At 39.9% G+C, this 22,852-nt stretch carries 23 protein-coding genes; 18 read left to right on the forward strand and 5 right to left on the reverse strand.

Translation table 11 applies throughout. From position 1 onward, the window contains the following. Positions 1-66 precede the first annotated feature (66 nt). Both AC0VYO_RS07555 and AC0VYO_RS07560 read left to right on the forward strand, forming a co-directional pair. Positions 67-675 carry a serine/threonine protein kinase gene (locus AC0VYO_RS07555; protein WP_475367074.1) on the forward strand — a complete coding sequence of 203 codons (609 nt, stop codon included), beginning with the start codon at positions 67-69 and terminating at the stop codon, positions 673-675. Between the two features lie 9 nt (positions 676-684). Further along, positions 685-1,788 (forward strand): AI-2E family transporter, encoded by a 1,104-nt coding sequence (locus AC0VYO_RS07560; RefSeq protein WP_475367075.1) that lies wholly within the window; start codon positions 685-687, stop codon positions 1,786-1,788. Positions 1,789-1,831: 43 nt separating this feature from the next. Here AC0VYO_RS07560 and AC0VYO_RS07565 read toward each other — a convergent pair whose 3' ends face one another. Next, on the reverse strand, positions 1,832-2,626 hold the full coding sequence (locus AC0VYO_RS07565) for a peptidoglycan-binding protein (protein ID WP_430242351.1): 795 nt from the start codon (positions 2,624-2,626) through the stop codon (positions 1,832-1,834). Positions 2,627-2,878: 252 nt separating this feature from the next. On the opposite strand from AC0VYO_RS07565, the gene AC0VYO_RS07570 reads away from it, so the two are divergent. From AC0VYO_RS07570 to AC0VYO_RS07585, 4 genes are all read left to right on the forward strand, one after another. Next, a complete protein-coding gene (locus AC0VYO_RS07570) occupies positions 2,879-3,142 on the forward strand; it encodes a hypothetical protein (RefSeq protein ID WP_475367076.1) in 264 nt (87 codons plus the stop codon). A 111-nt stretch (positions 3,143-3,253) separates the two neighbouring features. Continuing rightward, complete coding sequence (locus AC0VYO_RS07575) at positions 3,254-3,916, forward strand: type 1 glutamine amidotransferase domain-containing protein (protein ID WP_475367077.1); 663 nt, start codon at positions 3,254-3,256, stop codon at positions 3,914-3,916. A gap of 156 nt (positions 3,917-4,072) precedes the next feature. Next, positions 4,073-4,351 carry a hypothetical protein gene (locus tag AC0VYO_RS07580; RefSeq protein ID WP_226612359.1) on the forward strand — a complete coding sequence of 93 codons (279 nt, stop codon included), beginning with the start codon at positions 4,073-4,075 and terminating at the stop codon, positions 4,349-4,351. 89 nt (positions 4,352-4,440) lie between these two features. Next, the gene (locus AC0VYO_RS07585; protein WP_475367078.1) at positions 4,441-5,310 is read left to right on the forward strand and encodes an aldo/keto reductase; all 870 of its coding nucleotides are present in this window, start codon (positions 4,441-4,443) and stop codon (positions 5,308-5,310) included. A 34-nt stretch (positions 5,311-5,344) separates the two neighbouring features. On the opposite strand, the gene AC0VYO_RS07590 is transcribed toward AC0VYO_RS07585, so the two are convergent. Further along, positions 5,345-5,845: a cupin domain-containing protein gene (locus tag AC0VYO_RS07590; RefSeq protein ID WP_475368790.1), complete on the reverse strand. Its 501-nt coding sequence runs from the start codon at positions 5,843-5,845 to the stop codon at positions 5,345-5,347. Positions 5,846-6,087: 242 nt separating this feature from the next. Between AC0VYO_RS07590 and AC0VYO_RS07595 the strand changes: the two genes are divergently transcribed. The 5 genes from AC0VYO_RS07595 to AC0VYO_RS07615 all read left to right on the forward strand — a co-directional run bounded on the left by AC0VYO_RS07595 (position 6,088) and on the right by AC0VYO_RS07615 (position 11,180). Then, positions 6,088-6,585 (forward strand): PTS sugar transporter subunit IIA, encoded by a 498-nt coding sequence (locus AC0VYO_RS07595; protein ID WP_475367080.1) that lies wholly within the window; start codon positions 6,088-6,090, stop codon positions 6,583-6,585. Between the two features lie 80 nt (positions 6,586-6,665). Beyond that, positions 6,666-8,069 (forward strand): PTS system trehalose-specific EIIBC component, encoded by a 1,404-nt coding sequence (gene treP, locus AC0VYO_RS07600; protein ID WP_194221023.1) that lies wholly within the window; start codon positions 6,666-6,668, stop codon positions 8,067-8,069. Positions 8,070-8,161: 92 nt separating this feature from the next. Then, the gene (gene treC / locus AC0VYO_RS07605) at positions 8,162-9,853 is read left to right on the forward strand and encodes an alpha,alpha-phosphotrehalase (RefSeq protein WP_475368791.1); all 1,692 of its coding nucleotides are present in this window, start codon (positions 8,162-8,164) and stop codon (positions 9,851-9,853) included. 4 nt (positions 9,854-9,857) lie between these two features. Continuing rightward, complete coding sequence (treR, locus tag AC0VYO_RS07610) at positions 9,858-10,577, forward strand: trehalose operon repressor (RefSeq protein ID WP_303535999.1); 720 nt, start codon at positions 9,858-9,860, stop codon at positions 10,575-10,577. A 111-nt stretch (positions 10,578-10,688) separates the two neighbouring features. After that, positions 10,689-11,180, forward strand: coding sequence for a GNAT family N-acetyltransferase (locus tag AC0VYO_RS07615; RefSeq protein WP_475368792.1), 492 nt, complete (start codon positions 10,689-10,691; stop codon positions 11,178-11,180). Between the two features lie 33 nt (positions 11,181-11,213). Here the strand turns inward: AC0VYO_RS07615 and AC0VYO_RS07620 are convergent, their stop codons facing one another. Beyond that, positions 11,214-11,354 (reverse strand): hypothetical protein, encoded by a 141-nt coding sequence (locus AC0VYO_RS07620; protein WP_475368793.1) that lies wholly within the window; start codon positions 11,352-11,354, stop codon positions 11,214-11,216. A gap of 170 nt (positions 11,355-11,524) precedes the next feature. On the opposite strand from AC0VYO_RS07620, the gene AC0VYO_RS07625 reads away from it, so the two are divergent. After that, positions 11,525-12,619: an NAD(P)H-dependent flavin oxidoreductase gene (locus AC0VYO_RS07625; protein WP_475368794.1), complete on the forward strand. Its 1,095-nt coding sequence runs from the start codon at positions 11,525-11,527 to the stop codon at positions 12,617-12,619. Positions 12,620-12,882: 263 nt separating this feature from the next. Next, the gene (locus tag AC0VYO_RS07630) at positions 12,883-13,884 is read left to right on the forward strand and encodes a zinc-dependent alcohol dehydrogenase family protein (RefSeq protein ID WP_475368795.1); all 1,002 of its coding nucleotides are present in this window, start codon (positions 12,883-12,885) and stop codon (positions 13,882-13,884) included. A 131-nt stretch (positions 13,885-14,015) separates the two neighbouring features. On the opposite strand, the gene AC0VYO_RS07635 is transcribed toward AC0VYO_RS07630, so the two are convergent. Then, complete coding sequence (locus AC0VYO_RS07635; RefSeq protein WP_475368796.1) at positions 14,016-14,867, reverse strand: glycine betaine ABC transporter substrate-binding protein; 852 nt, start codon at positions 14,865-14,867, stop codon at positions 14,016-14,018. A gap of 132 nt (positions 14,868-14,999) precedes the next feature. On the opposite strand from AC0VYO_RS07635, the gene AC0VYO_RS07640 reads away from it, so the two are divergent. Next, the gene (locus AC0VYO_RS07640) at positions 15,000-15,194 is read left to right on the forward strand and encodes a hypothetical protein (protein ID WP_194221031.1); all 195 of its coding nucleotides are present in this window, start codon (positions 15,000-15,002) and stop codon (positions 15,192-15,194) included. 83 nt (positions 15,195-15,277) lie between these two features. On the opposite strand, the gene AC0VYO_RS07645 is transcribed toward AC0VYO_RS07640, so the two are convergent. Then, positions 15,278-15,916, reverse strand: coding sequence for a LysE family translocator (locus tag AC0VYO_RS07645; protein WP_475367086.1), 639 nt, complete (start codon positions 15,914-15,916; stop codon positions 15,278-15,280). 338 nt (positions 15,917-16,254) lie between these two features. Between AC0VYO_RS07645 and AC0VYO_RS07650 the strand changes: the two genes are divergently transcribed. The 4 genes from AC0VYO_RS07650 (at position 16,255) to AC0VYO_RS07665 (ending at position 22,671) form a co-directional block, all read left to right on the forward strand. Beyond that, on the forward strand, positions 16,255-19,497 hold the full coding sequence (locus AC0VYO_RS07650) for a DEAD/DEAH box helicase (RefSeq protein WP_475369049.1): 3,243 nt from the start codon (positions 16,255-16,257) through the stop codon (positions 19,495-19,497). 80 nt (positions 19,498-19,577) lie between these two features. Continuing rightward, a complete protein-coding gene (locus tag AC0VYO_RS07655) occupies positions 19,578-19,865 on the forward strand; it encodes an HNH endonuclease (protein ID WP_430242314.1) in 288 nt (95 codons plus the stop codon). A 194-nt stretch (positions 19,866-20,059) separates the two neighbouring features. Continuing rightward, positions 20,060-21,631, forward strand: a complete 1,572-nt coding sequence (locus tag AC0VYO_RS07660) for a glycine betaine uptake BCCT transporter (protein ID WP_475367088.1) — start codon at positions 20,060-20,062, stop codon at positions 21,629-21,631. A 215-nt stretch (positions 21,632-21,846) separates the two neighbouring features. After that, the gene (locus AC0VYO_RS07665) at positions 21,847-22,671 is read left to right on the forward strand and encodes an STAS domain-containing protein (RefSeq protein ID WP_475368797.1); all 825 of its coding nucleotides are present in this window, start codon (positions 21,847-21,849) and stop codon (positions 22,669-22,671) included. Positions 22,672-22,852 lie beyond the last annotated feature (181 nt).

Below are 22,852 nucleotides of genomic sequence, written 5' to 3' on the forward strand. Positions count from 1 at the left end.
TGTTGCGAATAGGTGTAAAGATAGAGATCGCGTAACAAATGCGAGAAATGAAGAGGGTGTTGTCATTTGAATGACATTGGAAGAATGGTTCAGCAAATTGAGATATCTGGAACAGAGGTTCTTCGAAAACCAGAAGAGCTGAAGCTAATCGGTAGAGGTAGAAGTGCAGTCGTATTTAGAATACCTAATGAACAAAAGGTTCTTAAGGTTTTCTATCCTGACTGTGCTCATCTTGCTATGCAGGAAGCTTCGATTTATCAAGTACTTCAAGAAAATAACCACTTTCCTTTTTATTATGAGGGAGGAGAGGGGTATGTGGTTTTAGAATACTTGGACGGCATTACATTCTACGAGTGCTTAAGACGAGGGATTATCATCACTGATGATATGCTACTGCAGGTGGATGTGGCGCTCCAGTATGCCCGTTCTAAAGGGTTGAATCCTTCCGATACACATCTCCAAAATGTGATGCTTCTCTCGAATGGAGAAGTTCGCGTCATCGATGTTGTTCGCTTCCGTCAATCAAAGGAGTGTACGCACTGGGATGACTTAAAGATGGCCTATGATCGCTACTACCGACGTCGCTTCTTTCCGAAGAAATACCCCGTTTGGTTTATCGAGATGATCATTCGTCTCTACCGTAAAGGCTTCATCAAAATGAATGAAAGGAAGTGATGATCGATCATGCAGCAATCACGATTGTTTCGATTCTTTATTTGGCTCCTCCTTATTTTTACAGTGATTTGGGTAGGGAGTAAAATCGAATTTATTTTTCGTCCACTTGTGATACTTGTAACAACTTTAGCATTCCCAATCATCGCTGCAGGGGTGTTTTATTATATTCTTAGACCTGTTATCGCCCTTTTAGAAAAGTGGAAAATTCCTAGACCGCTTGGTATTCTCCTTGTCTATCTTGCCCTTGCTGGTGGTGTGACTGGTTTAGTTCTGAGCATTGGTCCTGTTCTAGTTGATCAATTTAATAGTCTTGTCCAAGGTGCACCGACCCTTATCAATGATCTACAAAAGGCGACCAATGAATGGCAAAGCAACCCATACATAGCGAGAATTCTTCAAAGTGAAATGGTTGATATCCAGGAGTTAACGGATCGTATATCTGGTTCTATCGGAGAAATTAGCTCCTCTTTCGGAAACTACATTTTCTCCATATTAAATGTTGTGACGAATGTATTAGTAGGAATTGTGCTTCTTCCTTTTATTCTGTTTTTTATGTTGAAAGACGGGAAGAAATTGATGCCTTCTTTACTTAGCGTTGTGCCTCGAGCTCATCGAAAAGAAGGGGCGAAAATACTAGAAGACATGGATGATGCGTTAAGTGGCTTTATTCAAGGCCAGCTGATTGTAAGTATCTTTATTGGAACCTTTGTTTACATTTGGTACGTTATTATTGATCTTGATTATGCCTTAATTCTAGCGCTCATTGCCCTGTTCCTTAATGTTGTACCGTTTATCGGTCCTATCATTGGGACGGCACCTGGGGTTATTGTAGGATTAATTCAATCACCGCTTACTGCTCTATGGGTTGTTCTTGGTGTGATCGTAATTCAACAAATAGAAAGTAACCTTGTTTCACCTCTTGTGATGGGAAGAAAACTTGATATCCATCCACTAACGATTATTTTATTACTATTGGTTGCCAGCAGTCTCGCTGGATTCCTAGGACTCATTCTTGCGATTCCAACTTATGCGGTGTTAAAAGTAATCTTTACACATACGTATCGATTAATTAAACTGCAGCAGCGGGGAAAGCATGCAACGAATAAATCATAAAGAAAGAACAGGCACTCCAAATATGGAATGCCTGTTCTTTTTCTTATTCAATGACGCGTATTTTAACATCTTTTCGTCCCCAATTGAGGGCGGCTTGCTGACTTGGAATAAACACATCAATACGATTGTGATTAATATCGCCACCAATGTCTGCAGCAATGGCAGTACCATATCCTTCAACTTCCACAATGGAGCCAAGTGGAATCATATCCGGATCAACGGCGATCACTTTGGCGTCCGGGTATTTGTCTAAATTGATTCCCATCTTAGTCACACCGGAACATCCGGTGCAATCGGCTGTATATGCGGTGCTTTCTGCCGTGAATTCTTTCCCTGCAGCTGAACCTGGTGCAGCCATTTGATCTAACGCTCTACGTGTGGATGGCCCTGCAATCCCATCAGCTGAAAGGCCATTGTCTCGTTGGAATTCCTCTACAATTGTAGCTGTACCTGAACCATAAATCCCATCTGCATCGCTCTCATATCCCGCTTGATTAAGCTGGCTTTGTATATGTATGACTTGTTTTCCAATGTCTCCACGTCTTAGGACTTGAAGGGCCTGTTTTGTTTCTGGTCCTGCAATCCCATCTACTTGGAGATTGCGATTCATCTGAAAATTCTTCACGGCTTTTTCAGTGATCTCTCCGTAATAGCCTGTTGCAGTGTGGTAGGGGAATAGCCCTTTCGTCATAAGATAGTCTTGCAGTTCCTTAACTTCTCCACCTGAGTCGCCTTGTTGGTTGACAGAATCAAATGCTGCAGAAGCAAATGAAGGCGTGGCTACAAAAATGATGCTAGAAATAAGTAGCGCTGCTACGAGTTTCATTTTGTGTTTCATCTTTATTCCTCCTTGAATGATTGTCCTCTACAAGAGACAGCATTCGGAGGAAAAGGAGTCTATTCGACGATTTTGATCAAATACCCGACGATATGATTAGAAAAAGACCAAATTATGGAGCAGAAAGAGTGAAGAAAAGAAGGATGCTGTTTGAAAAGCCCTCGTCAAATTGATCGTTGACTCTTCATCAATAGAGATGGAAAATAGAATAGTTAGTGAAATCGGTTCTTTCAGAAAGGAGATACATTTCTAGTGAAAGCTCTTGAAAGAAAATGGATTCATCTTATCAATATTATTCTTGGAGTCATTATTGTTCCATACTCTATTTTAGAACTCCTCGGTGTTTTAAAGTTAGTTGAAAATAATAACTATCTGTTCGTTCCAATCGGATTATTTGTTCTTTGGATCGTTCTTTATATCCTCCAAATTAAGAAGAAAAACACTCTTCTTGTTATGAGTGCCATCTTTCTCAATGTGTTCTATTTGTTTTTCATTATCCCTCAATTGTTATATTAGAAAATTTTCTGGATTCTTCAAACCCATGAATACTTTTCTGAACATCGGGTATTGTACTAAAGTGGTCATAAAGACTAACAAGTACTTAGAAGATAAAGGAGAGGAATTCATATGACTAAAGTATTAATGGTCGTAACAAATCATACAGAAATCGATTCAGATCACAAAACAGGACTATGGCTTGAGGAGTTCGCTGTCCCTTATAACATCTTCAAGGAAAAAGGGTATGACATCAAAGTCACTTCCATTCAAGGTGGCGAAGTAGAGCTTGATCCAAATAGTATCCCAGAAGAAGATCCGAAAGAATGGGAAGACGCTCAAAACCAACTGAAAAATACAACTAAGGTAACAAAAGAAGATGCAAATAACTTTGACGTTGTCTTTCTACCGGGCGGTCACGGAACGATGTTTGACTTCCCTGATAGCGAAGTTCTTCAACATATCCTTCAGGAACAAGCTGAAGCAGATAAAATTATCGGATCCGTTTGCCACGGTCCAGCAGGACTTGTGAACGTAACTTATAAAGACGGTACACCTCTTGTAAAAGGGAAGAAAGTAAGTGCCTTTACTGATTCTGAAGAGCGAGAAATGGGGCTTGTTGAACAAATGCCATTCTTGCTTGAAACCAAATTACGTGAAAAAGGTGCTAACTTTGAGTTAGGCGAGAACTGGTCAGTTTATACCGTTCGTGACGGTAATTTAATTACAGGACAAAATCCACAATCAAGTGAAAGTGCTGCAAATAAAATTATTGAAGCGATTGAAGGCAAATAAAGAAAAGATAAAATGATTGAGCTTAATGCTTATCATTAACTGATACGAAAGAAGGGGGCGGACCAGTAAAGGTCTGCTCTTTTTCTTTATTACCCTTTCTCTTAAAGAGGAACTGAGTGATAATATGTAGAATGATAGAAGAATAGGATGATGAACTTGAAATTTATTTTATCTCACCCATTTATCAAGGTAATTCGAAAAATGGAACGTACGGAACAGAAAACGCTAGAGCAGGAGCACGATTTAGAACTATATGAAGATCGGATAGTTGTTGGACATAAACATTTTGCGATCAAAGATGTCTTTGATATGTCCTATCGATTTCAATCGACGCTTTATGGTTTTTTATATCTTCATACAAATAGTGGTGTTGAATCATTTATTATCAAAAAGGATCCCACTGTTTTTATTAATGAATATCGCAAGCTTGTGTAAGGAATAGCGTAGCGTCTTAAGAAATAGTGTAGAGAAGGAAGTCAGATTTCTTTAGAGATAAAGGTGATTGAAGAAGGAGGCGAAATAAGATGGGGATTGAGAAAACGGTTGTTCTATCAAACGGTGTTAAAATGCCTTATCTTGGTTTTGGTGCTTTTAAACTAAAAGGGGAAGATGCCTACAGCGCTGTTAAAGTTGCCATTGAAACCGGGTACCGCGGCATTGATACAGCTTCCTATTATGAGAATGAAGAAGCAGTAGGTCGTGCGATTAAGGATTCAGGAATTCCACGCGAAGAGCTGTTTATTACTTCTAAAGTTTGGAACGATGAACAGGGCTATAATGCAACGCTTGCTGCTTTTGAAAGATCGTTGGAACGATTGAGCACTGATTATCTTGATTTGTATTTAATTCACTGGCCAGTTCCTCACTTATTTCTTGAAACATGGCAAGCGCTAGAGAAGCTCTATCATGAAGGAAAGGTATGTGCTATTGGTGTTAGTAACTTTGAGACGCACCATCTAGAAGCCATTTCTCGTATCTCAACCGTCAAACCTGTTCTCAATCAAATTGAGTTACACCCTGAGTTAATACAGGGTGAACTAAGAGATTACTGTCGATCAAAAGGAATTCAGGTCCAGGCATGGTCACCGTTAAAACGAGGTCAGGTGTTAAAGAATCCGGTGATTCAAGCAGTTAGCGAACGTTATGGTAAAACACCTGCACAAATAGTTCTTAGATGGTGTCTTCAGCATCAGATTTTGTTGAATGTGAAGTCCTCCCATAGCGAGCGGATTAAAGAGAATGCAGCTATTTTTGATTTTAATTTAACTGATGAAGAGATGCTTTCCATCGATTCTCTTCATTCTGACAGCCGTATAGCGCATCATCCTGATAACCTGGACTTTTACGAAAGAACGGTGCCAGGTTTTAAGAAATCTGAATATACTTCTTCCTAAAAAAGACGCCTATAAAGGCGTCTTTTGCTATGTTCTAGCGGCCCCAAACGTCAAGTAGTGGTCCATTAACACCAAAAATTGGATCCGTTGCAGGTAATGGAACGTTCTCAATGTTATCGATGGCTTCTTTTCGTTCATCGGCTTTTCCTGTTCTAAGATCGTGGGGCATACCGTTTGGATAAGCCCCTACTACGCGGAAATCGGTCGAGGATGCTTCTTTTTTATGTCCCACACCAGCTGGAATGACTACGACATCTCCTACTGTGACTTCAACTGTCTTTCCGTTTTCTCCTCCAAATGTGATGGAAGCTGATCCTTCGATCACCCCAAGTACTTCGTGGCTGTTACTGTGATAATGATGGTAAGAAAACACGCCATTCTCCCACGCATTAGTCCAATTGTTTTCTTTGAAAATCTTCATACAATTACCGGGATGATCTAGCGCTCCTGGATAGAGAATAAGCGGATGGAACGGGTTGTTTGGAATGTTACCATCATCTTCAAACGTTATCGTTTTTATTTGGTGCTTTTCCATATGATCACTCCTTAGTCCTTTTGTATACGTTTTCGAGAAATTTGAAACATGTATCAGCGTTTAGGATATGACAATCAGGGAAATTATTTATCGAATCACATCTTCCCCCCTTAGAAATGTGATTTAAAAGTTGAGTATTATAGTTGACTAACTTGTCTATACAAGATAAACTGCATGTGTAAGCTAAACTTGTATAGACAAGATAGAATATAAATGAAAGCGGTTGAAAGGGGAATGTTCTTATGTTGAAAAAACTATTTGGTAAAAAAGAAAAGCCTTCAGAAGAGGTTATTTTCGCTCCTTTAAACGGAGATGTTGTTGAACTTGAAAAAGTTCCAGATCCAACATTTTCACAAAAAATGATGGGAGACGGTGTTGCGATTGAGCCAAAAGACGGAAAAGTCGTTTCACCAGTCAACGGGAAAGTAATCCAGTTCTTCCATACGAAGCATGCAGTTGGAATTGAATCTGAATCAGGTCTTGAAATTTTAATCCACGTTGGTTTAGAAACAGTTAACATGGGTGGAGAAGGATTTGAAGGTCACGTAAAAGAAGGCGACAAGGTAAAAGTTGGCGATCCTCTCATCACAGTTGATCTTGATCTTGTTAAGGAGAAAGCAGCGAGTACGATCACTCCTGTGATTATTACAAATGCTGATGTTCTTGAAAATGTTGAGAAGAAATATACAGTCGGCGCATCAAATGAGACTGAAATTATGACAACCAAAGTAAAAGGATAAAGTTATGAAGTTCCTAAGAGAGTGCGCTATACATCAACTCTCTTAGGATCTATCTAATTATTTCTAAGGGGGAAGAAAACATGGCGATTAATCGAGAGTCTGTCGAACAGATCCTGGAAGCCATAGGCGGTAAGGAAAATATTTCGACCGCAACACATTGTGTAACCCGTCTGCGTCTTGTTTTGCATGATGAAAGTAAAGTAGATACAAAAGCACTTGAAGAGAATGAGCTTGTCAAAGGTTCTTTTTCGGCGAATGGGCAGTTTCAGGTAGTTATCGGTCAAGGAACCGTTGATAAAGTATTTAAGATCTTTGCTGAGATGGCAGATATTGAAAGCGCGTCCAAACAGGACGTGAAAGATGCGGCTGCAAGTAAACAAAATATCCTCCAGCGCGGTGTGAAAACACTTGCTGATATTTTTATACCGATTTTACCTGCAATCGTAACAGCTGGTTTGCTTCTTGGGATTAATAATATTCTCACAGCACCGGATATCTTCTTTAGTGATCCACTTGTAGAGGTGTATCCACAGTGGGCAGATTTAGCGAGTATTATTAACCTGATTGCTAACACAGCCTTCGTCTTTTTACCTGGCTTAATTGGTTGGTCAGCAGCGAAGCAATTTGGCGGAAGTCCATTGCTCGGTATTGTACTAGGTCTTATTCTTGTTCACCCTGATCTCCTCAATGCATGGGCATATGGAGAAGCCGACGATATTCCAACATGGAATTTGTTTGGACTTGAAATAGAGAAGATTGGGTATCAAGGGCAAGTCTTGCCTGTTCTTGTGTCAGCTTATATATTAGCCAAAATTGAAACGTTTCTTAACAAGCGGATTCCAGATTCCATTCAAATGCTCATAGTGGCTCCTGTTGCCCTTCTTGTAACTGGATTCCTAGCGTTTACTCTTATTGGACCGGTGACATTCTGGATTGCGAATCTCTTAACGGATGGTTTTATTGGATTATTTGATTTTGCACCAGCTATTGGTGGATTAGTGTATGGGGCTTTATATGCGCCACTCGTTATCACGGGAATGCACCATACGTTCCTTGCTGTAGATTTGCAGTTAATCGGCAGTACGGGAAGCACATTCTTATGGCCGATGCTAGCACTTTCCAACATCGCCCAGGGTGCAGCGGCACTTGCGATGATGCTGATTACACGTAATGAGAAAACGAAAGGACTTGCAGGTACTTCGGCTGTCTCTGCTTTCCTTGGCGTCACTGAACCTGCGCTATTCGGTGTGAATTTACGCTTTAAGTTCCCGTTCTTTGCAGCAATTATTGGTTCAGCTGTGGCTGGTCTTGTTATTACGGTTAGTGGTGTTGAAGCGACATCGATCGGTGTAGGTGGTATACCAGGCTTCCTTTCAATCTTTAAAGAATACTGGGGTGCTTTCTTTATGGGGATGGCCATCGCACTCGTCGTACCATTTGTTTTAACATTCTTGTATGGGAAAGTTAGAAAAGTAAGCGAGTAAATAAAAAGGAGCGATATCATCAGGCACTTAAGCTGCTCCGATGGTATCGCCTTTGTTTGTTTTTTCAAGTATACAATTAGGAGTTGATTGATATGCAACAACCATGGTGGAAGAAGTCAGTCGTTTATCAAATTTATCCGAAAAGCTTTAACGATACGACTGGTAACGGTACGGGGGATATTCAAGGCATTATTGAAAAGCTGGATTATTTAAGTGAACTTGGAGTGGATGTCGTTTGGCTAACACCAATCTATGATTCACCTCAGAATGACAATGGATATGATATTCGAGACTACTTTAGTATTTATGAAGAGTATGGAACAATGGAGGATTTCGATCGTCTTCTTCAAGAAGCCCATTCAAAAGACATTAAGATCATTATGGATATCGTTGTGAATCATACGTCTACCGAGCATCAGTGGTTCGTCGAGTCTCGTAAATCAAAGGATAATCCTTATCGAGACTATTACATCTGGAAAGATGGCGTAAATGGAGCAGAACCAACAAACTGGCAGTCAAAATTCGGTGGTAATGCGTGGCAGTTTGATAAAGAAACCGGTCAATATTACTTACATCTTTTTGATGTCACACAGGCTGATCTTAACTGGGAGAATGAAAAAGTAAGAGATGAAGTGTATGATATGATGACATTCTGGTTTGAAAAAGGGGTCGATGGTTTTCGTCTCGATGTGATTAACCTTATTTCGAAAGATCAGAATTTCCCAAATGATGATGGTTCTGTAGCTCCTGGAGACGGACGTAAATTCTATACAGATGGTCCAAAAGTGCATGAGTATATGAACGAAATGAATCGCAATGTGTTTATGAAATATAACAGCATGACGGTTGGAGAGATGTCTTCCACAACGATTGACAACTGCATTAAATACTCTAATCCTAAGCGAAATGAATTGAGCATGACATTCAATTTCCATCATTTAAAAGTCGATTATCCTAATGGCGAAAAGTGGTCTGTAGCCGATTTTGATTTCCTAAAGCTAAAAGAGATTCTATCAACATGGCAGGCGGAAATGTATGAAGGTGGAGGCTGGAATGCCCTCTTCTGGTGTAACCATGACCAGCCCCGAATCGTATCACGCTACGGGAATGACGGGGAGTACAGACGTGAGTCAGCCAAAATGCTAGCGACAACAATGCACCTGATGCAAGGTACTCCGTATATTTATCAGGGAGAAGAAATTGGGATGACGAATCCAAAGTTTGATGCGATCTCATCTTATCGCGATGTAGAGTCGTTGAATATTTACTCCATTCTTAAAGAGGAAAAAGGGTATAGTGAAGAGGAAGTACTCGAGATTTTGCGTCATAAATCAAGAGATAACTCAAGAACGCCTGTTCAATGGAATTCAGAAGCTAACGCTGGGTTTACAACAGGGGAACCATGGATACCCGTTGCGAAAAACTATGAAGACATTAACGTCGAAGATACACTTAATGAGAGTCATTCAGTATTTGAACATTATCAGAAGCTAATCGCACTTAGAAAAAATATGGATTTGATCACATACGGTGACTATGAGCTTCTTTTAGCTGAACACCCACAGCTTTTCGCTTATGTAAGGAACGGTGAAAATGAAAAGCTTCTTGTGATCAATAATTTCTATGAAAGTGAAGTAACGTTTGAACTTCCGGAAGATGTGGAAGTAAATGGTTATCATGCAGAGGTTCTATTATCGAATTATGAAGACACCCCTAACACTTTCAAGAAAGTGTCATTGCGACCATATGAGTCGATTGCTTATCATCTAACTAAGGCAAGGTGAGTCTATGAAGCAAACCAAGTACCAGCAAATATATAATGATCTCTCTCTGAATATACAAAATGGTACCTATCAACCGAATACTAAATTACCTTCAGAACACGAGTTAGCGGAAGCGTACGGAACATCGCGAGAGACGATTCGTAAAGCTCTTAATTTGCTTTCTCAAAATGGTTTGATTCAGAAAATTAAAGCGCGAGGATCTGTCGTTCTCGACCTTAACCGTTATGAATTTCCGGTTTCTGGTCTTGTGAGCTTTAAGGAAATCTCTCAAAAAATGAATCGCTCTTCTCGTACTATCGTTCATGATCTAGAAAAAAAACTTCCGTCGAAATGGGTTAGTGAGCAGTTGGAGCTAAAAGACAATGCACAAGTATGGCATGTTGTAAGAGCTCGTGAAATAGATGGAGAGAAAATTATACTTGATCGCGATTATTTTCCAGTAGAATTTGTTCCAGAGCTCACAAAAACAATTTGTGAGAATTCGATCTATGATTATTTAGAGAATGACCTTGGCCTTGTCGTAAGCTATGCTAAAAAGGAAATTGTAGTGGAAGAGGCGGATGAAGAGGATCGTCTCTACCTGGATTTGCATGATTACAATCATGTTGTCGTGGTTCGAAACTACGTTTATCTAAATGACACCACATTAATTGAGTATACTGAATCAAGGCACCGGCTTGATAAATTTAGATTTGTTGATTTTGCTAGACGTGAAAAGCAATGAAAGAAGCGCTCCTATAATTAGGAGCGCTTCTTTATCTTACTGTCATATTGAATTCTCTTAGTTGACGAGTAATAATGAACAAAAGAGTTAGGTTGGAGAGGAGTCTTTCATGTGAGGGTTAAAGAAGAAAACATCTATCTTGTGAAAGCTGAAAAAGATCATATTAGTGCATTGAAATCATTCACTCTAGATGAAAGGCAGCTCGCTTTCACGTCGATGCCAGTCCCTGCAAATGAGAAATGCCAGATCGATCATGATCGCTTTCCTGTGGTTATTATGGAAAAGGATCAGCCAGTTGGCTTTTTCGTTCTAGATCGTGGGGATGATACCTTCTCGTATTCAGATAATACTAAGGCCGTTCTGTTAAGAGCGTATTCAATCAATCGACCTGAGCAAGGAAGAGGGATTGCGAAAGCCTCTTTACAGCTGCTAGAACAGTTTGTAAAAAGGCATTTCCCTAATTGTCATGAAATCGTTCTTGGGGTTAATGAAGACAATGAAGCAGCTAAGAAGATTTATTTAGGAGCGGGGTTTATTCATACTAATAAGAAAAAGAACGGGCGCTCAGGGCCTCAGGCTATTCTAAAATATCCAGTTATATAGCTTCGTTCTTTGCAACTAAAAAGCCAGGAGAATTTACTCCTGGCTTTTAATACACGCTTTTTGTAGGCTATATTCTATTAAGAATGCTTGGAATTCTTCTTTAGTGACATAAGCTTCCATTGCTTCTTCCACGACAACATGCCATTCTTCAGGCAAATAAGCGTTTTCTTTCAAGACTCATTCCCCCCTGCGACAATAATGTTAACCATTTATGTATATTTGGTTAACATTATCATAGCGGTAGATCAATCGAATTGCAATATAAATTCCTCAGCGTAATTTGAAGGAGTCATTCTTTTTATAAAGAAGTATTTTAAAGGGCAAAGGAAGAGATAGAAAGGAAGATGGTAGTCTTGTGGAATGAAACTCTCGTAACTTCCATATTAAACATCGAATATCCGATCGTACAGGCGGGAATGGCCGGAGGGGTGACAACACCTCAATTAGTTGCTTCTGTATCGAATACGGAAGGCTTAGGCAGCTTAGGGGCTGGGTACATGACACCTGATCAAATGAGGGTCGCGATAAAAGACATTAAACAGTTCACGTCAAGGGCTTTTGCTGTTAACTTGTTTATTCCTGAGGAGGATCACTCCTCCAATGAAGTGGTGGAGCAGACGAAGCAGGTGCTTCAGCGCTATGCTACAAAACTTGGTATAGAAGACTATAGTTATAAAGAGAAGACTTTTTCGGTTTTAAAAAAAGAATACAAAGAAAAGCTTAAGATTTTAATAGAGGAAGATGTACCTGTATGTAGCTTTACTTTTGGAATTCCTTCAAAAGAGGATGTCCAGCAACTAAAGCGTAAAGGAATTATCCTTATCGGAACGGCAACGACGGTAAATGAAGCCATTATCAATGAAGAAAGCGGAATGGATCTTGTGGTGATGCAAGGGGCAGAAGCGGGTGGACATCGCGGCACTTTTGAAAGTGAAGTTGATTCTTCACTTGTCGGTATTTCCTCTCTTATCCCACAAACGGTTGATGTCATAAATATTCCTGTTATAGCGGCTGGTGGAATCATGGATGGACGAGGAATTCTCAGTATGCTTGTTCTGGGAGCTGGAGCTGTTCAGATGGGAACAGCATTTGTGACGTGTCAAGAAAGTGGGGGTCACCCTCTTCACAAACAAGCGATATTAACGAGCACGGAAGAACAAACAATGATCACACCCGTATTTAGTGGGAAGTCTGCTCGTGGTATAAAAAATGATTTTATGACCGAAATGACTGAATCTAACTTACCCATGTTTCCTGGTTACCCAGTGTTAAACACTTTAACAAAAGAGATTCGTAAACAAGCAGCTGAGCAAAATCATCCTGAATGGATGTCATTGTGGTCGGGGCAAAACCCACGGTTGAGTACTTCGAAATCCGCGGAGGAAATAATTCGAGATAGCGTCTCAGAGGTAAATAACATCATCAATAGGATTTCGTAATCAAGATACATCCAGCTTACTAACCATATCCAAATGAACGTGAAGAAGCCCTTCTCAAACTAGTGAGAAGGGCCACTTCAATGACTTGCATTGATAGGCCGGTCATCTGACAGCACCTTTTATTATGAAAAGATAATGACCGGCTGTATAATGAGTTTGGTCATAAATTCTGAATGAAATACCTGTTTGTTTAGAAAGATATCGGGGAAACGCAGAAGAATGAACAAGGTAATTTGAATTAGAACCAGGAAGGGTGTTTAGTCATGAAAGCAGTTGTGATTAACGAATTTGGAGCACCATCAAATTTTCGTATAGAAGAGCTCTCATCAAGAGAATTAAAAGCTGGTGAAGTGAGAATTAACGTGAAAGCAACAAGCGTTAATCCAGTGGATATGAAAATACGATCTGGTCAAGCAGAAGCGTTTGCTCCAGCATTTCCAGCCGTTCTACATGGAGATGTAGCTGGCATTGTGGAGGAAGCATATGAAGGAAGCGTGTTTAAAAAAGGTGACGAAGTATTTGCTTGTGCAGGCGGAGTAAAAGGCCTCGACGGAGCACTGCGTGAACAAATGATTGTTGATCAAAAGCTTGTAGCTAAGAAACCAGCGCGTTTATCTATGAAAGAAGCTGCCGCATTGCCGCTCATCTCTATCACGGCGTGGGAAGCGCTCATTGATCGAATCAATGTAAAGCCAGGACAAAATGTTCTTATTCACGGTGCGACAGGCGGCGTTGGGCACATCGCTATTCAGATTGCTAAATCACTAGGTGCCATCGTCTATACGACAGCTTCAACGAATGAGAAAATGAAGCTGGGTCAAGAACTCGGTGCTGATTACGCGATCAATTATAAAGAAACGTCTGTCGAAGAATATGTTAATCACTATACAGATGGAAAAGGTTTCGATGCTGTTTTTGATACAGTAGGCGGAGATAACATGGAAAAGTCATTTCAAGCAGTGAAAAATGGCGGCGACGTTGCCTGTATTGTTGGCAGTGGTGAACACGATATGACACAACTTTATGTGAAAAGTGCTTCGTACCATGGTGTTTTAATGCTCGTTCCGATGTTAACGAATGAAGGAAGAGAGCATCACGGAGACATTCTAAACCGCGTTGCGCATATGGTAGATCACGGCATATTAAAGCCGGTTTTGGATGAACAAAGCTTTACTTTTACTACGATCGGTGACGCTCATGCACGACTTGAATCAGGAAAGACGATTGGCAAAGTTGTTGCAGAAAATGATTTGACACATTCTTAAATATAATGTCAAATCACGAAAAGGAACCCATTCGGGTTCCTTTTCATATTGGTTAGTCAAACAAATGAACTAAAAAATAAAGCCATTCATGAGAGCTAATAGATAAAGAATTCGAAGATGAGTTCAGGCCGTTATTCAGTCCATTGAGAGACAAGCTCTTCGTTCTCTTCAACCCACCGCTTTGCGCCTGTTTCGGTGTCGTCAGCATTCTTAATCGTTGCCATTAGACTACCGAGTGAATCATCATCCATCTTCCAATTGTTCATCCACTTAACGATTTCAGGGTGATCGTCACTGAAATCTGTTCTTGTCATAAAGTAAATATCGTCCGCTTCACCATAAACATTTTTGGGATCTTCCAGGTACTTTAAGTCATATTCTGCAAAAGCCCAGTGAGGATTCCACAGCGTGACAATAATAGGTTCTTCGTCTTCATAAGCTTTCTTAAGCTCACTCATCATCGCTGGACCAGAGCTATCGACAAGGTCATAATTTAATTCATATTCATCAACAGCCGTTCTGCTCATTTCCATCAAGCTAGCGCCCGGATCAATTCCAACAATTTGCTCTAATCCAAGTTCGCTTTTTTTGTCGTTCAGTTCTTCTATACTATTGATATCCATATACGAAGGGACAACGAGGCCAAGACCAGTACCCTCATACCATGTTTCTTGCATCTCAACATCTTCTTTGTACTCTTCATATAGTGGCTTATCAGTCGTAGGTAGCCAAACCTCTGCTGCTACATCAAGGTCGCCCTGTGAAATACCAGCCCAAACTGGTGACTTTTCCATTGATTTTAGTTCAATGTCGTATCCTTTTTCTTCAAGTATCACTTTCCACATATTTGAAACGGCGATATTTTCAGCCCAGTTGTTTAATCCAAACGTAACCGTTCCTTTCGACTCTTCACTTTCTCCAGATCCACAAGCTGCTAGAATTGAAAGTGCTGCAATGACTAGGACTAAGATTCCTCTCCTCATAGATACTCTCCTTTTTCTTTCTTATTTTTTGTGCGAAAACGCACATGTTTTCTATCATAACAAATGTGTCACACTTTTGCAGGTTTATTACAGAAAGGAGACAGTGTATGATGAAGGTAGGGAGGGATGGGGATGATCACAATTGCAACAACGCTTATTGTTATTTTTCTTGTTATTATTTTAATTGGTACGCTAATGGTTGCCGGAAAAAGTGATCCTGGGTATGGGAAGAAAGCGAAGAATACAACGGTTACCATTTCCGCTATTTATCTTCTTGTAAGCGTTCTCGCTATAGCAGGCATTGCAGCTTATGTTTATTTTACGTAAACGCATCATTGTAACGAGAATGCTTCTTCAAAAACATTCGTAGTCAAAATGAAGACGTAATAGGATTGGCTGCATAGCCAATCCTATTTTGAAGCAACGAAAATCATTTCAGCTGCAAGGTAGCCGAACCGTAAACCAAAAAATAATAATACGAGACTGGCGGTTACACTAATCGCGCGGAGCGTTCGAGGTTTCATTAGTGATTTTCCGAAGTGGACGGTCATACAAAGATTGACATTCCAAAGGCCGATCCCAATGAAAACGAGTGCAGATAAGAAAAAGGCCTGCCATTTGTCTGGTTGTTGCAGTGAAACGCTAAGCACTGATCCGTAAATACCGAGCCAGAAAAGAAGGTTCATTGGATTAAATGCAGCGATCATAAAACCGGTTGCGTAGGAATGAAATAAACCCGTTCTTTCTTTGTCCTCGTCTTCATCAAGACTTACTTGAGATCGAAAGCCTTGAATCCCTGAAATCGTTAAGATAATGGCTCCGAGAATCATTAAACTAATTTGGACAATAGTCAGCTTAACAAAAGTTGCAATACCGAAGTACATCAAATACATGAGTACAAGGTCTGCACTCATTCCACCTGCTCCTACGAAGAGAGAAGACCAGAACCCTTTATGAATTCCTCGCTTCATGATTTCAATGTTTATTGGACCGAGCGGAGCAGCAATTGATAAGCCCAAGATAATGTGAGCAATAGCAATTTCTAGCATGGCGAGCAATCTCCTTTTATCTATGTATTCTGATTCAGGATAAATACTTTTGAGCAGGCTGTTGGAGTGGATAGATAGTTGATTTATTCGAATGAAGTGAAGGGTTCACTCGAATGAGCCAAACATCTAGAGATCATTAATCGTAACGAATGTAACCTTGAAATAAGGAATTCCTCTTTCTTTAATACATGTCCAAACGGCCTAAATTAGAAGTCTCATTTTGAATTCAGGGAAAAATATGCTATTATGCTCTTTTGGGTCGCGCAATATTTTGAAGAAGATGTGGAAAATTGTATAATGAAGGTTACTACTACCATTGGAATTGATGTGATGTGGATATGAAGCATTTTTCTATGTTTACTAAAAGTGAAATAAAAGAACGTTTTCCAGTGAGCTTCTATCAAAGAGGTCTCACCTATTTTCAGAATGGGCGCGTATCTGAGCTTACATATGATAAAGAAGATCAGTCTTATCGAGCTTATGTAAACGGAAATTCTGAATATGGCGTGTTAATTGAGCTACTTGGTGATAACTGGTTTGGGTCTTGTGAGTGTCAAGCATTTGAAACATATGGCACTTGTAAGCATCTTGCTGCTGTGCTTATTGCAATCAGCGAGAAGGGGCCGGAAGAAAGTGAAAAGGAAAAACCATCACAGGTACCTCAATCACCACGAAGCTACAGTGAAACAAATCAGCTCATTCAAGTATTAAGTGATTATCAACCCGAAGCGAATCGCTCAAGATTGAGATCGGATCAGTTGAAGATTGAGTTTACATTGAAAGCGAGCTCTTACCCAACGCTTCGTAAATCTCAAGGGGATTCTCCGTGGACACTTGAACTTAAAGTGGGGATAAACCGTTTATATGTCGTGAAAGATATTCGCGCATTTCTAGATGCGGTTCTTGATGAGCAATCTTATTTGTTTACGAAAAAGTTCAGTTATGAACCAGATGAACATACGTTTCATGAACTCGATGAGCCTTTTATTCAACTTCTACTCGCAATAAGAAGGAATGAGAAGGTTTATTTGGATTTACCTGATAACTGGGGGCGTTTTACTGAAAACCGTGAATTGATTTTACCCCCACTGACAGCGAACGAGTTTCTTTCAGAGTTTTTAAAGCAAAATCGATTGATTCGGTTTGAATACAATCGGACGCTTTATGAAGAGACCGAGCTTTTTGATGGTGGGTTACCATTTTCGTTTGAAATTGAACAGCGGGATGATGATTACGTACTACAGTTAAATGGGTTTCAAAGTGCCGCTTATTTTCCTACTTATGGATGGTTATTTCATGATGAGAAGCTTTACAAACTGTCGAAAAAACAGCAGTCCTTATTAAGGGATCTGTCTCATTTTCGAAGTGCGGCTAGAAAAAGTGACTTATCCATTTCTCAAACACAGATTGAACCATTCCTTTCTCAGGTCGTTCCAGGTCTCAAAAAGCTTGGGGATGTAACGATCTCTGAACAGATCAATGAAAAAATCATTAACCCTGATTTGCGTGCGAGAGTCTATGTAAATGCAGAAGGACAGCGACTTCTAGTTAACGTTGAATATGAATATGGCGAAGATGTGATCAATCCTTTTAAAGATGATTCCCGGATCGTAAATGACCAGGGAGGCATTGTCTTAAGAGACAGTGAAAAGGAACAAACGATTATGTCTCTTATTGAACAAGCATCACTAAAATTCAACGGTAAAGAGCTATATGCAGAAGATGAAGCGGTGATATTTGACTTTCTTTACTGGACGATCCCAGAACTAAATGACCTTGCTGATGTGTTTCTAACAGAATCTGCACGGGGTTGGTTATTGGATGAATCATCGGCTCCAGTAACATCAGTAGATATGGATCATAGTGGAAATTGGCTTGATGTAAGCTTTGACATGAAGGGATTGGATGAAGAAGAAATCTCTCATATTCTTAAAGCCGTGATCGAAAAAGATCGCTATTATCGCCTTGCGAATGGTGCCTTCGTTTCAATTGAAAATGAAGATTTTCAACATGTTAGTCAGCTATTCGACGACCTGAATATAAAAGAAAAAGATATCGAAAGAGGAGAGCTTCATCTGCCACTCTATAGAGGACTCCAGCTCGACGAAAGAATGAGCGGTGGAAAGCACGCTTCACGTTATAGCAAGGCTTTCCGAGACCTTATCTCTCGTTTAAAGCACCCAGAAGACCTTCAGTTTGATCTTCCTACAGGGCTAGAAGCTGATCTTCGCTCGTACCAAATGACGGGCTATCAATGGCTAAAAGCACTTGCCCATTATCAGTTGGGTGGGATTCTTGCAGATGACATGGGACTAGGTAAGACATTGCAAAGCATTGCCTACTTGCTGTCTGAGAAAAAAGATAATCCAGAAGCGATGGCGCTAGTTGTCGCACCAGCATCACTTATTTATAACTGGAAAAAGGAGTTTGAGAAATTTGCTCCTGGACTTCAGATTGAAGTGAATACTGGTACGCCAAATGAGCGGAAAGAGCTTCTAAGTCAAGGGCTTCAGCCAGATGTTTGGATAACTTCATATCCGACGCTCAGGCAGGATATTGCCCATTATGAAACCATTCAATTTGATTCCGTTATTCTTGATGAGGCTCAGGCAATTAAGAATCCTGCCACAAAGACCTCACAAGCTGTGAGACAGTTAAGTGCTAAGAAGCGGTTTGCACTCAGCGGAACTCCAATTGAGAATTCACTTGATGAACTATGGGCACTTTTTCACTCGATTATGCCTGGATTCTTCCCGGATCAATCCACGTTCAGAAATTTACCACATGAGCGAATTTCGAGAATGGTCAAGCCATTTATTCTAAGACGTGTGAAGAAGGATGTACTTAAAGAGCTTCCTGATAAGATTGAGACGGTTCAAGTATCAGAGCTAACAAAACAGCAAAAAGAACTGTACATTGGCTACTTGCACCGTATTCAGCAGGAAACTAAAGAAAGCCTTGCTGGAGATGGTTTCCAAAAAAATCGCATGAAAATACTGGCTGGCCTTACTCGTTTAAGGCAGCTATGCTGCCATCCGTCTTTATTCGTTGAAAATTACCAGGGTCAATCGGGTAAACTTGAGCAGCTTTTAGATATTGTTACGACATCAATCGAAAACAAGAAACGTCTCCTGATCTTTTCGCAATTCTCGAGCATGTTAAAGATCATTCATCAAAAGCTAACGGATTTAGGCTATTCCGCTTTCTATTTGGATGGTCAGACGCCTTCGAAAGATCGAGTTGAAATGACCGAGCGATTCAATGATGGTGAGAATGAAATTTTTCTTATCTCATTGAAAGCAGGAGGAACAGGTTTAAATTTAACTGGCGCCGATACGGTTATTTTGTATGATCTGTGGTGGAATCCAGCTGTTGAGGAACAGGCTGCGGGACGAGCTCACCGAATCGGACAGAAAAAAGTTGTTCAAGTTATGAGGTTAATTACCCAGGGTACCATTGAAGAGAAAATTTATGAGCTTCAGCAAAAGAAAAAAGAACTCATAGAGAAAGTTATCCAACCTGGAGAAACGATGATCTCTAGTCTATCTGAAGATGAAATAAAAGATATTCTGAGCATCTAATCGCTAGAACTTAAGGCATTTATGTAGTTTGAATAGCTCTTATCAAAGTAACAAACAATACCTTACAGAGGGGTGTTTAGATGGAGGTGTGTGAATTATGTGGAAGAACGGTTACCAAATGCACGCTTCACCATTTAACCCCTAAAGAAGAAGGCGGTTCTTTCAAACCAACCGCCTGGCTATGTGTGCCTTGTCATAAGCAAATCCATGCTCTTTATACGAACAAGGAGCTTGCTATTAGGCTCAATACCATTCCACAGCTCAAAGAAGACGATCGAATTCGTCGTTATTTGAAGTGGATAAAAAAACAGCCAGGAACGAAGAGTGTTAAAACGAAGAAGGCAAACAGTCGAAAGCAGAAAAAATAAATTTTCAAGTCGGTTTTTTATTTAAAATCCTTATAAAATGCAACGTTAATTGAAAAATCTCGAAAATGAGTTAGTTTAGATTCAAAATTCGGTGTTTCGACATTTTTTATAGTGGTATATGTAGATATAGGTAAAAAGGTACTAATTCTTAAGCTATAGGAAAAAGAAAATTATTTTAAGTAGAGGTGAAGTGTATGAGAGGAAAAGTATCCTCCGTGTTTTGGAGCACGCTCATTATAAGTTTATTAATGGTTGCTTGGGGAGCGATCTCTCCAGACACATTACAGTCGTTGACGGCGAGTGCCCAAACATTTATTTCGAATAAGTTTGGGTGGTATTATCTAATTCTTGTAACACTGTTAGTTATTTTTTGTGTGTTTATTATTTTCACACCGTACGGGAAAATTAAGCTAGGAAAGCCCGACGAGAAGCCTGAATTTACAAGGTTAAGCTGGTTTGCCATGCTATTTAGTGCTGGTATGGGTATTGGACTGGTTTTCTGGGGTACAGCGGAACCGATGTCCCATTACGCTGTTAATGCGCCTACGGCAGAAACTGGTTCACCCGCTGCCATTAAGGAAGCTTTGCAGTATTCATTTTTCCACTGGGGTATTCATGCCTGGGCAATTTATGCCATTGTGGCGTTAGTTCTTGCATACTTTAAATTTAGACATGATCGTCCCGGCTTAATTAGTGCGACTTTATATCCAATTTTTGGTGAGCGCGTGAATGGTCTTTTTGGTAAAGTTATTGATACGCTAGCGGTTTTTGCAACAATCGTTGGTGTTGCGACAACATTAGGATTTGGTGCCGTTCAAATTAACGGTGGTTTATCGTTCCTAACAGATGTACCAAATAGCTTTAGTACACAGCTGATTATTATCGGCGTCGTTACGGTACTATTCATGATTTCAGCCTGGTCAGGGATCGGAAAAGGAATCAAATACTTAAGTAATGCGAATATAGGATTAGCAGGAGTTCTTTTCCTAGCGATGTTCATTCTAGGACCTACTGTTTATATTCTGAATATGTTTACAGATACAATCGGTTCTTATCTAACCAATTTAATGGCAATGAGCTTCCGTATTGCGCCATTAAATCCAGAGAACCGTGAATGGATTAATAACTGGACAATTTTCTATTGGGCCTGGTGGATTTCATGGTCACCATTCGTAGGGATCTTTATAGCCCGCGTATCAAGAGGAAGAACGATCCGAGAATTTCTCGTAACTGTACTTCTTGTTCCTTCGATTGTTGGCTTCCTATGGTTCTCAACATTTGGGATTTCGGGTATCAACATTCAACAGCAGGGAATTGCTGATATTGCGTCTCTAGCAACAGAGGAATCTCTCTTCGGTATGTTCCAGAATTACCCTCTAGGGCTTATTTTATCAATTATAGCGATAACCCTAATCGGTACATTCTTTATTACTTCAGCTGACTCCGCAACGTTTGTTCTTGGAATGCAAACAACTTACGGTTCCTTAAATCCTGGTACAAGCGTGAAGCTAACGTGGGGGGTTACACAATCAGCTATGGCTGCGGTACTTCTATACACTGGTGGATTACAGGCGTTGCAGAATGTATTGATTCTCGCAGCATTGCCGTTCTCCATTATTATGATATTAATGACCGTGTCCTTCTATAAAGCTTTAAAGAAAGAGAAATATTTAGTGGCGAAAGATCCAAAGCCTAAAAAAGAAAAACGAAAAGAAAAAAAAGCAGGTTCTGAACCTACAGATTCAACTGCACCTGCTACAAAATAGAGATTTGAGGCGATAAGGATTTCCTTATCGTCTTTTTTCTTTTTTGCATATACTAATTTGACTCATTGAATTGATTAACATAAACCGTAAAGAATTCAATATGTCACTATCCTCATTCATTAACTCAGGTGTCGGTCGCTCAATCTTTACTTTTACCCTCCGCCGTTATAAAATGATTTAGCATATAGGATATTATGGATAAGTGGGGATGAAAGATGACGGTAAGGTTGCAATCCACAAGTGAAAAAATCCTCGATCGTAAAGAGGAAATTGCACATTTAATTACAGTAGAGCAAAATAAAAAATTCCCAGATCAATTGGAGAGTCTATCTAATGAACTGCTCCCAATGCGTATTGAATTGGTCACCGTCTATGCTAAAGCGTTAGCGCTTGATGACGTTGAGAGTGAGCAGAAGATTAAAGAGTGGGGTATTGAGACTGGGGAAGAGTGTGCAAGAATCGGAACAACGCTTGATGCGATGTTAAGTGAGGTGCCTCATTATCGCAATTTTATAGGTGAAGTATTGAAGGAATATGCGATTGAGCAAGGCATGGGCATTGAAGAGCTTTATGAAATGATTTCAAAGCTAGATTATACAATGAATTTGGTCGTTTATTACTTTAGTATTCCTTATGTTGACTATCAAACAAATTTACTTGAGCAGTCTCGTAAAGAGATTCTTGAATTGTCAGCACCAGTCGTGCCTATTATGGATGGCGTTGCCGTTCTACCTTTGATTGGAACGATTGATACATACCGGGCGAAGTTAATCATGGAGGAATCTCTTCATCAATCCGTGAATCTCAATCTTAATTATTTTGTAATCGATCTCTCAGGGGTTCCCATCGTTGATACATTTGTCATTCAACAGCTCTTTCAAATTATTGAAGCTCTTAAGCTTGTTGGAGTGGAAGCGAGAATTAGTGGAATCAAACCAGAAATAGCCTTATCAGTCGTAAAGCTAGAAACAAATTTTGGTCAGGCCAACACATACTCAACATTAAAGCGAGCACTAGCCGATTTAGTGAATATGTCTTAAGTGAAACTGCCCTCACATTATGTGAAGGGCAGTTTTTATCAAGGTTGATAACCCCACTCATCCATATTAAATTGTAAAAAAAGATAAAACGACCTTACGATTAGATAACAAAAAACGGGACAAGTGGTTTAGAAAGCGGAAAATATGTGAATGGTTAACTATTGGATAAATGAAAGCTGGT

It is taken from the genome of Anaerobacillus sp. 63XJN7_4_ISO-PGPR-S23-413 (assembly GCF_056173725.1).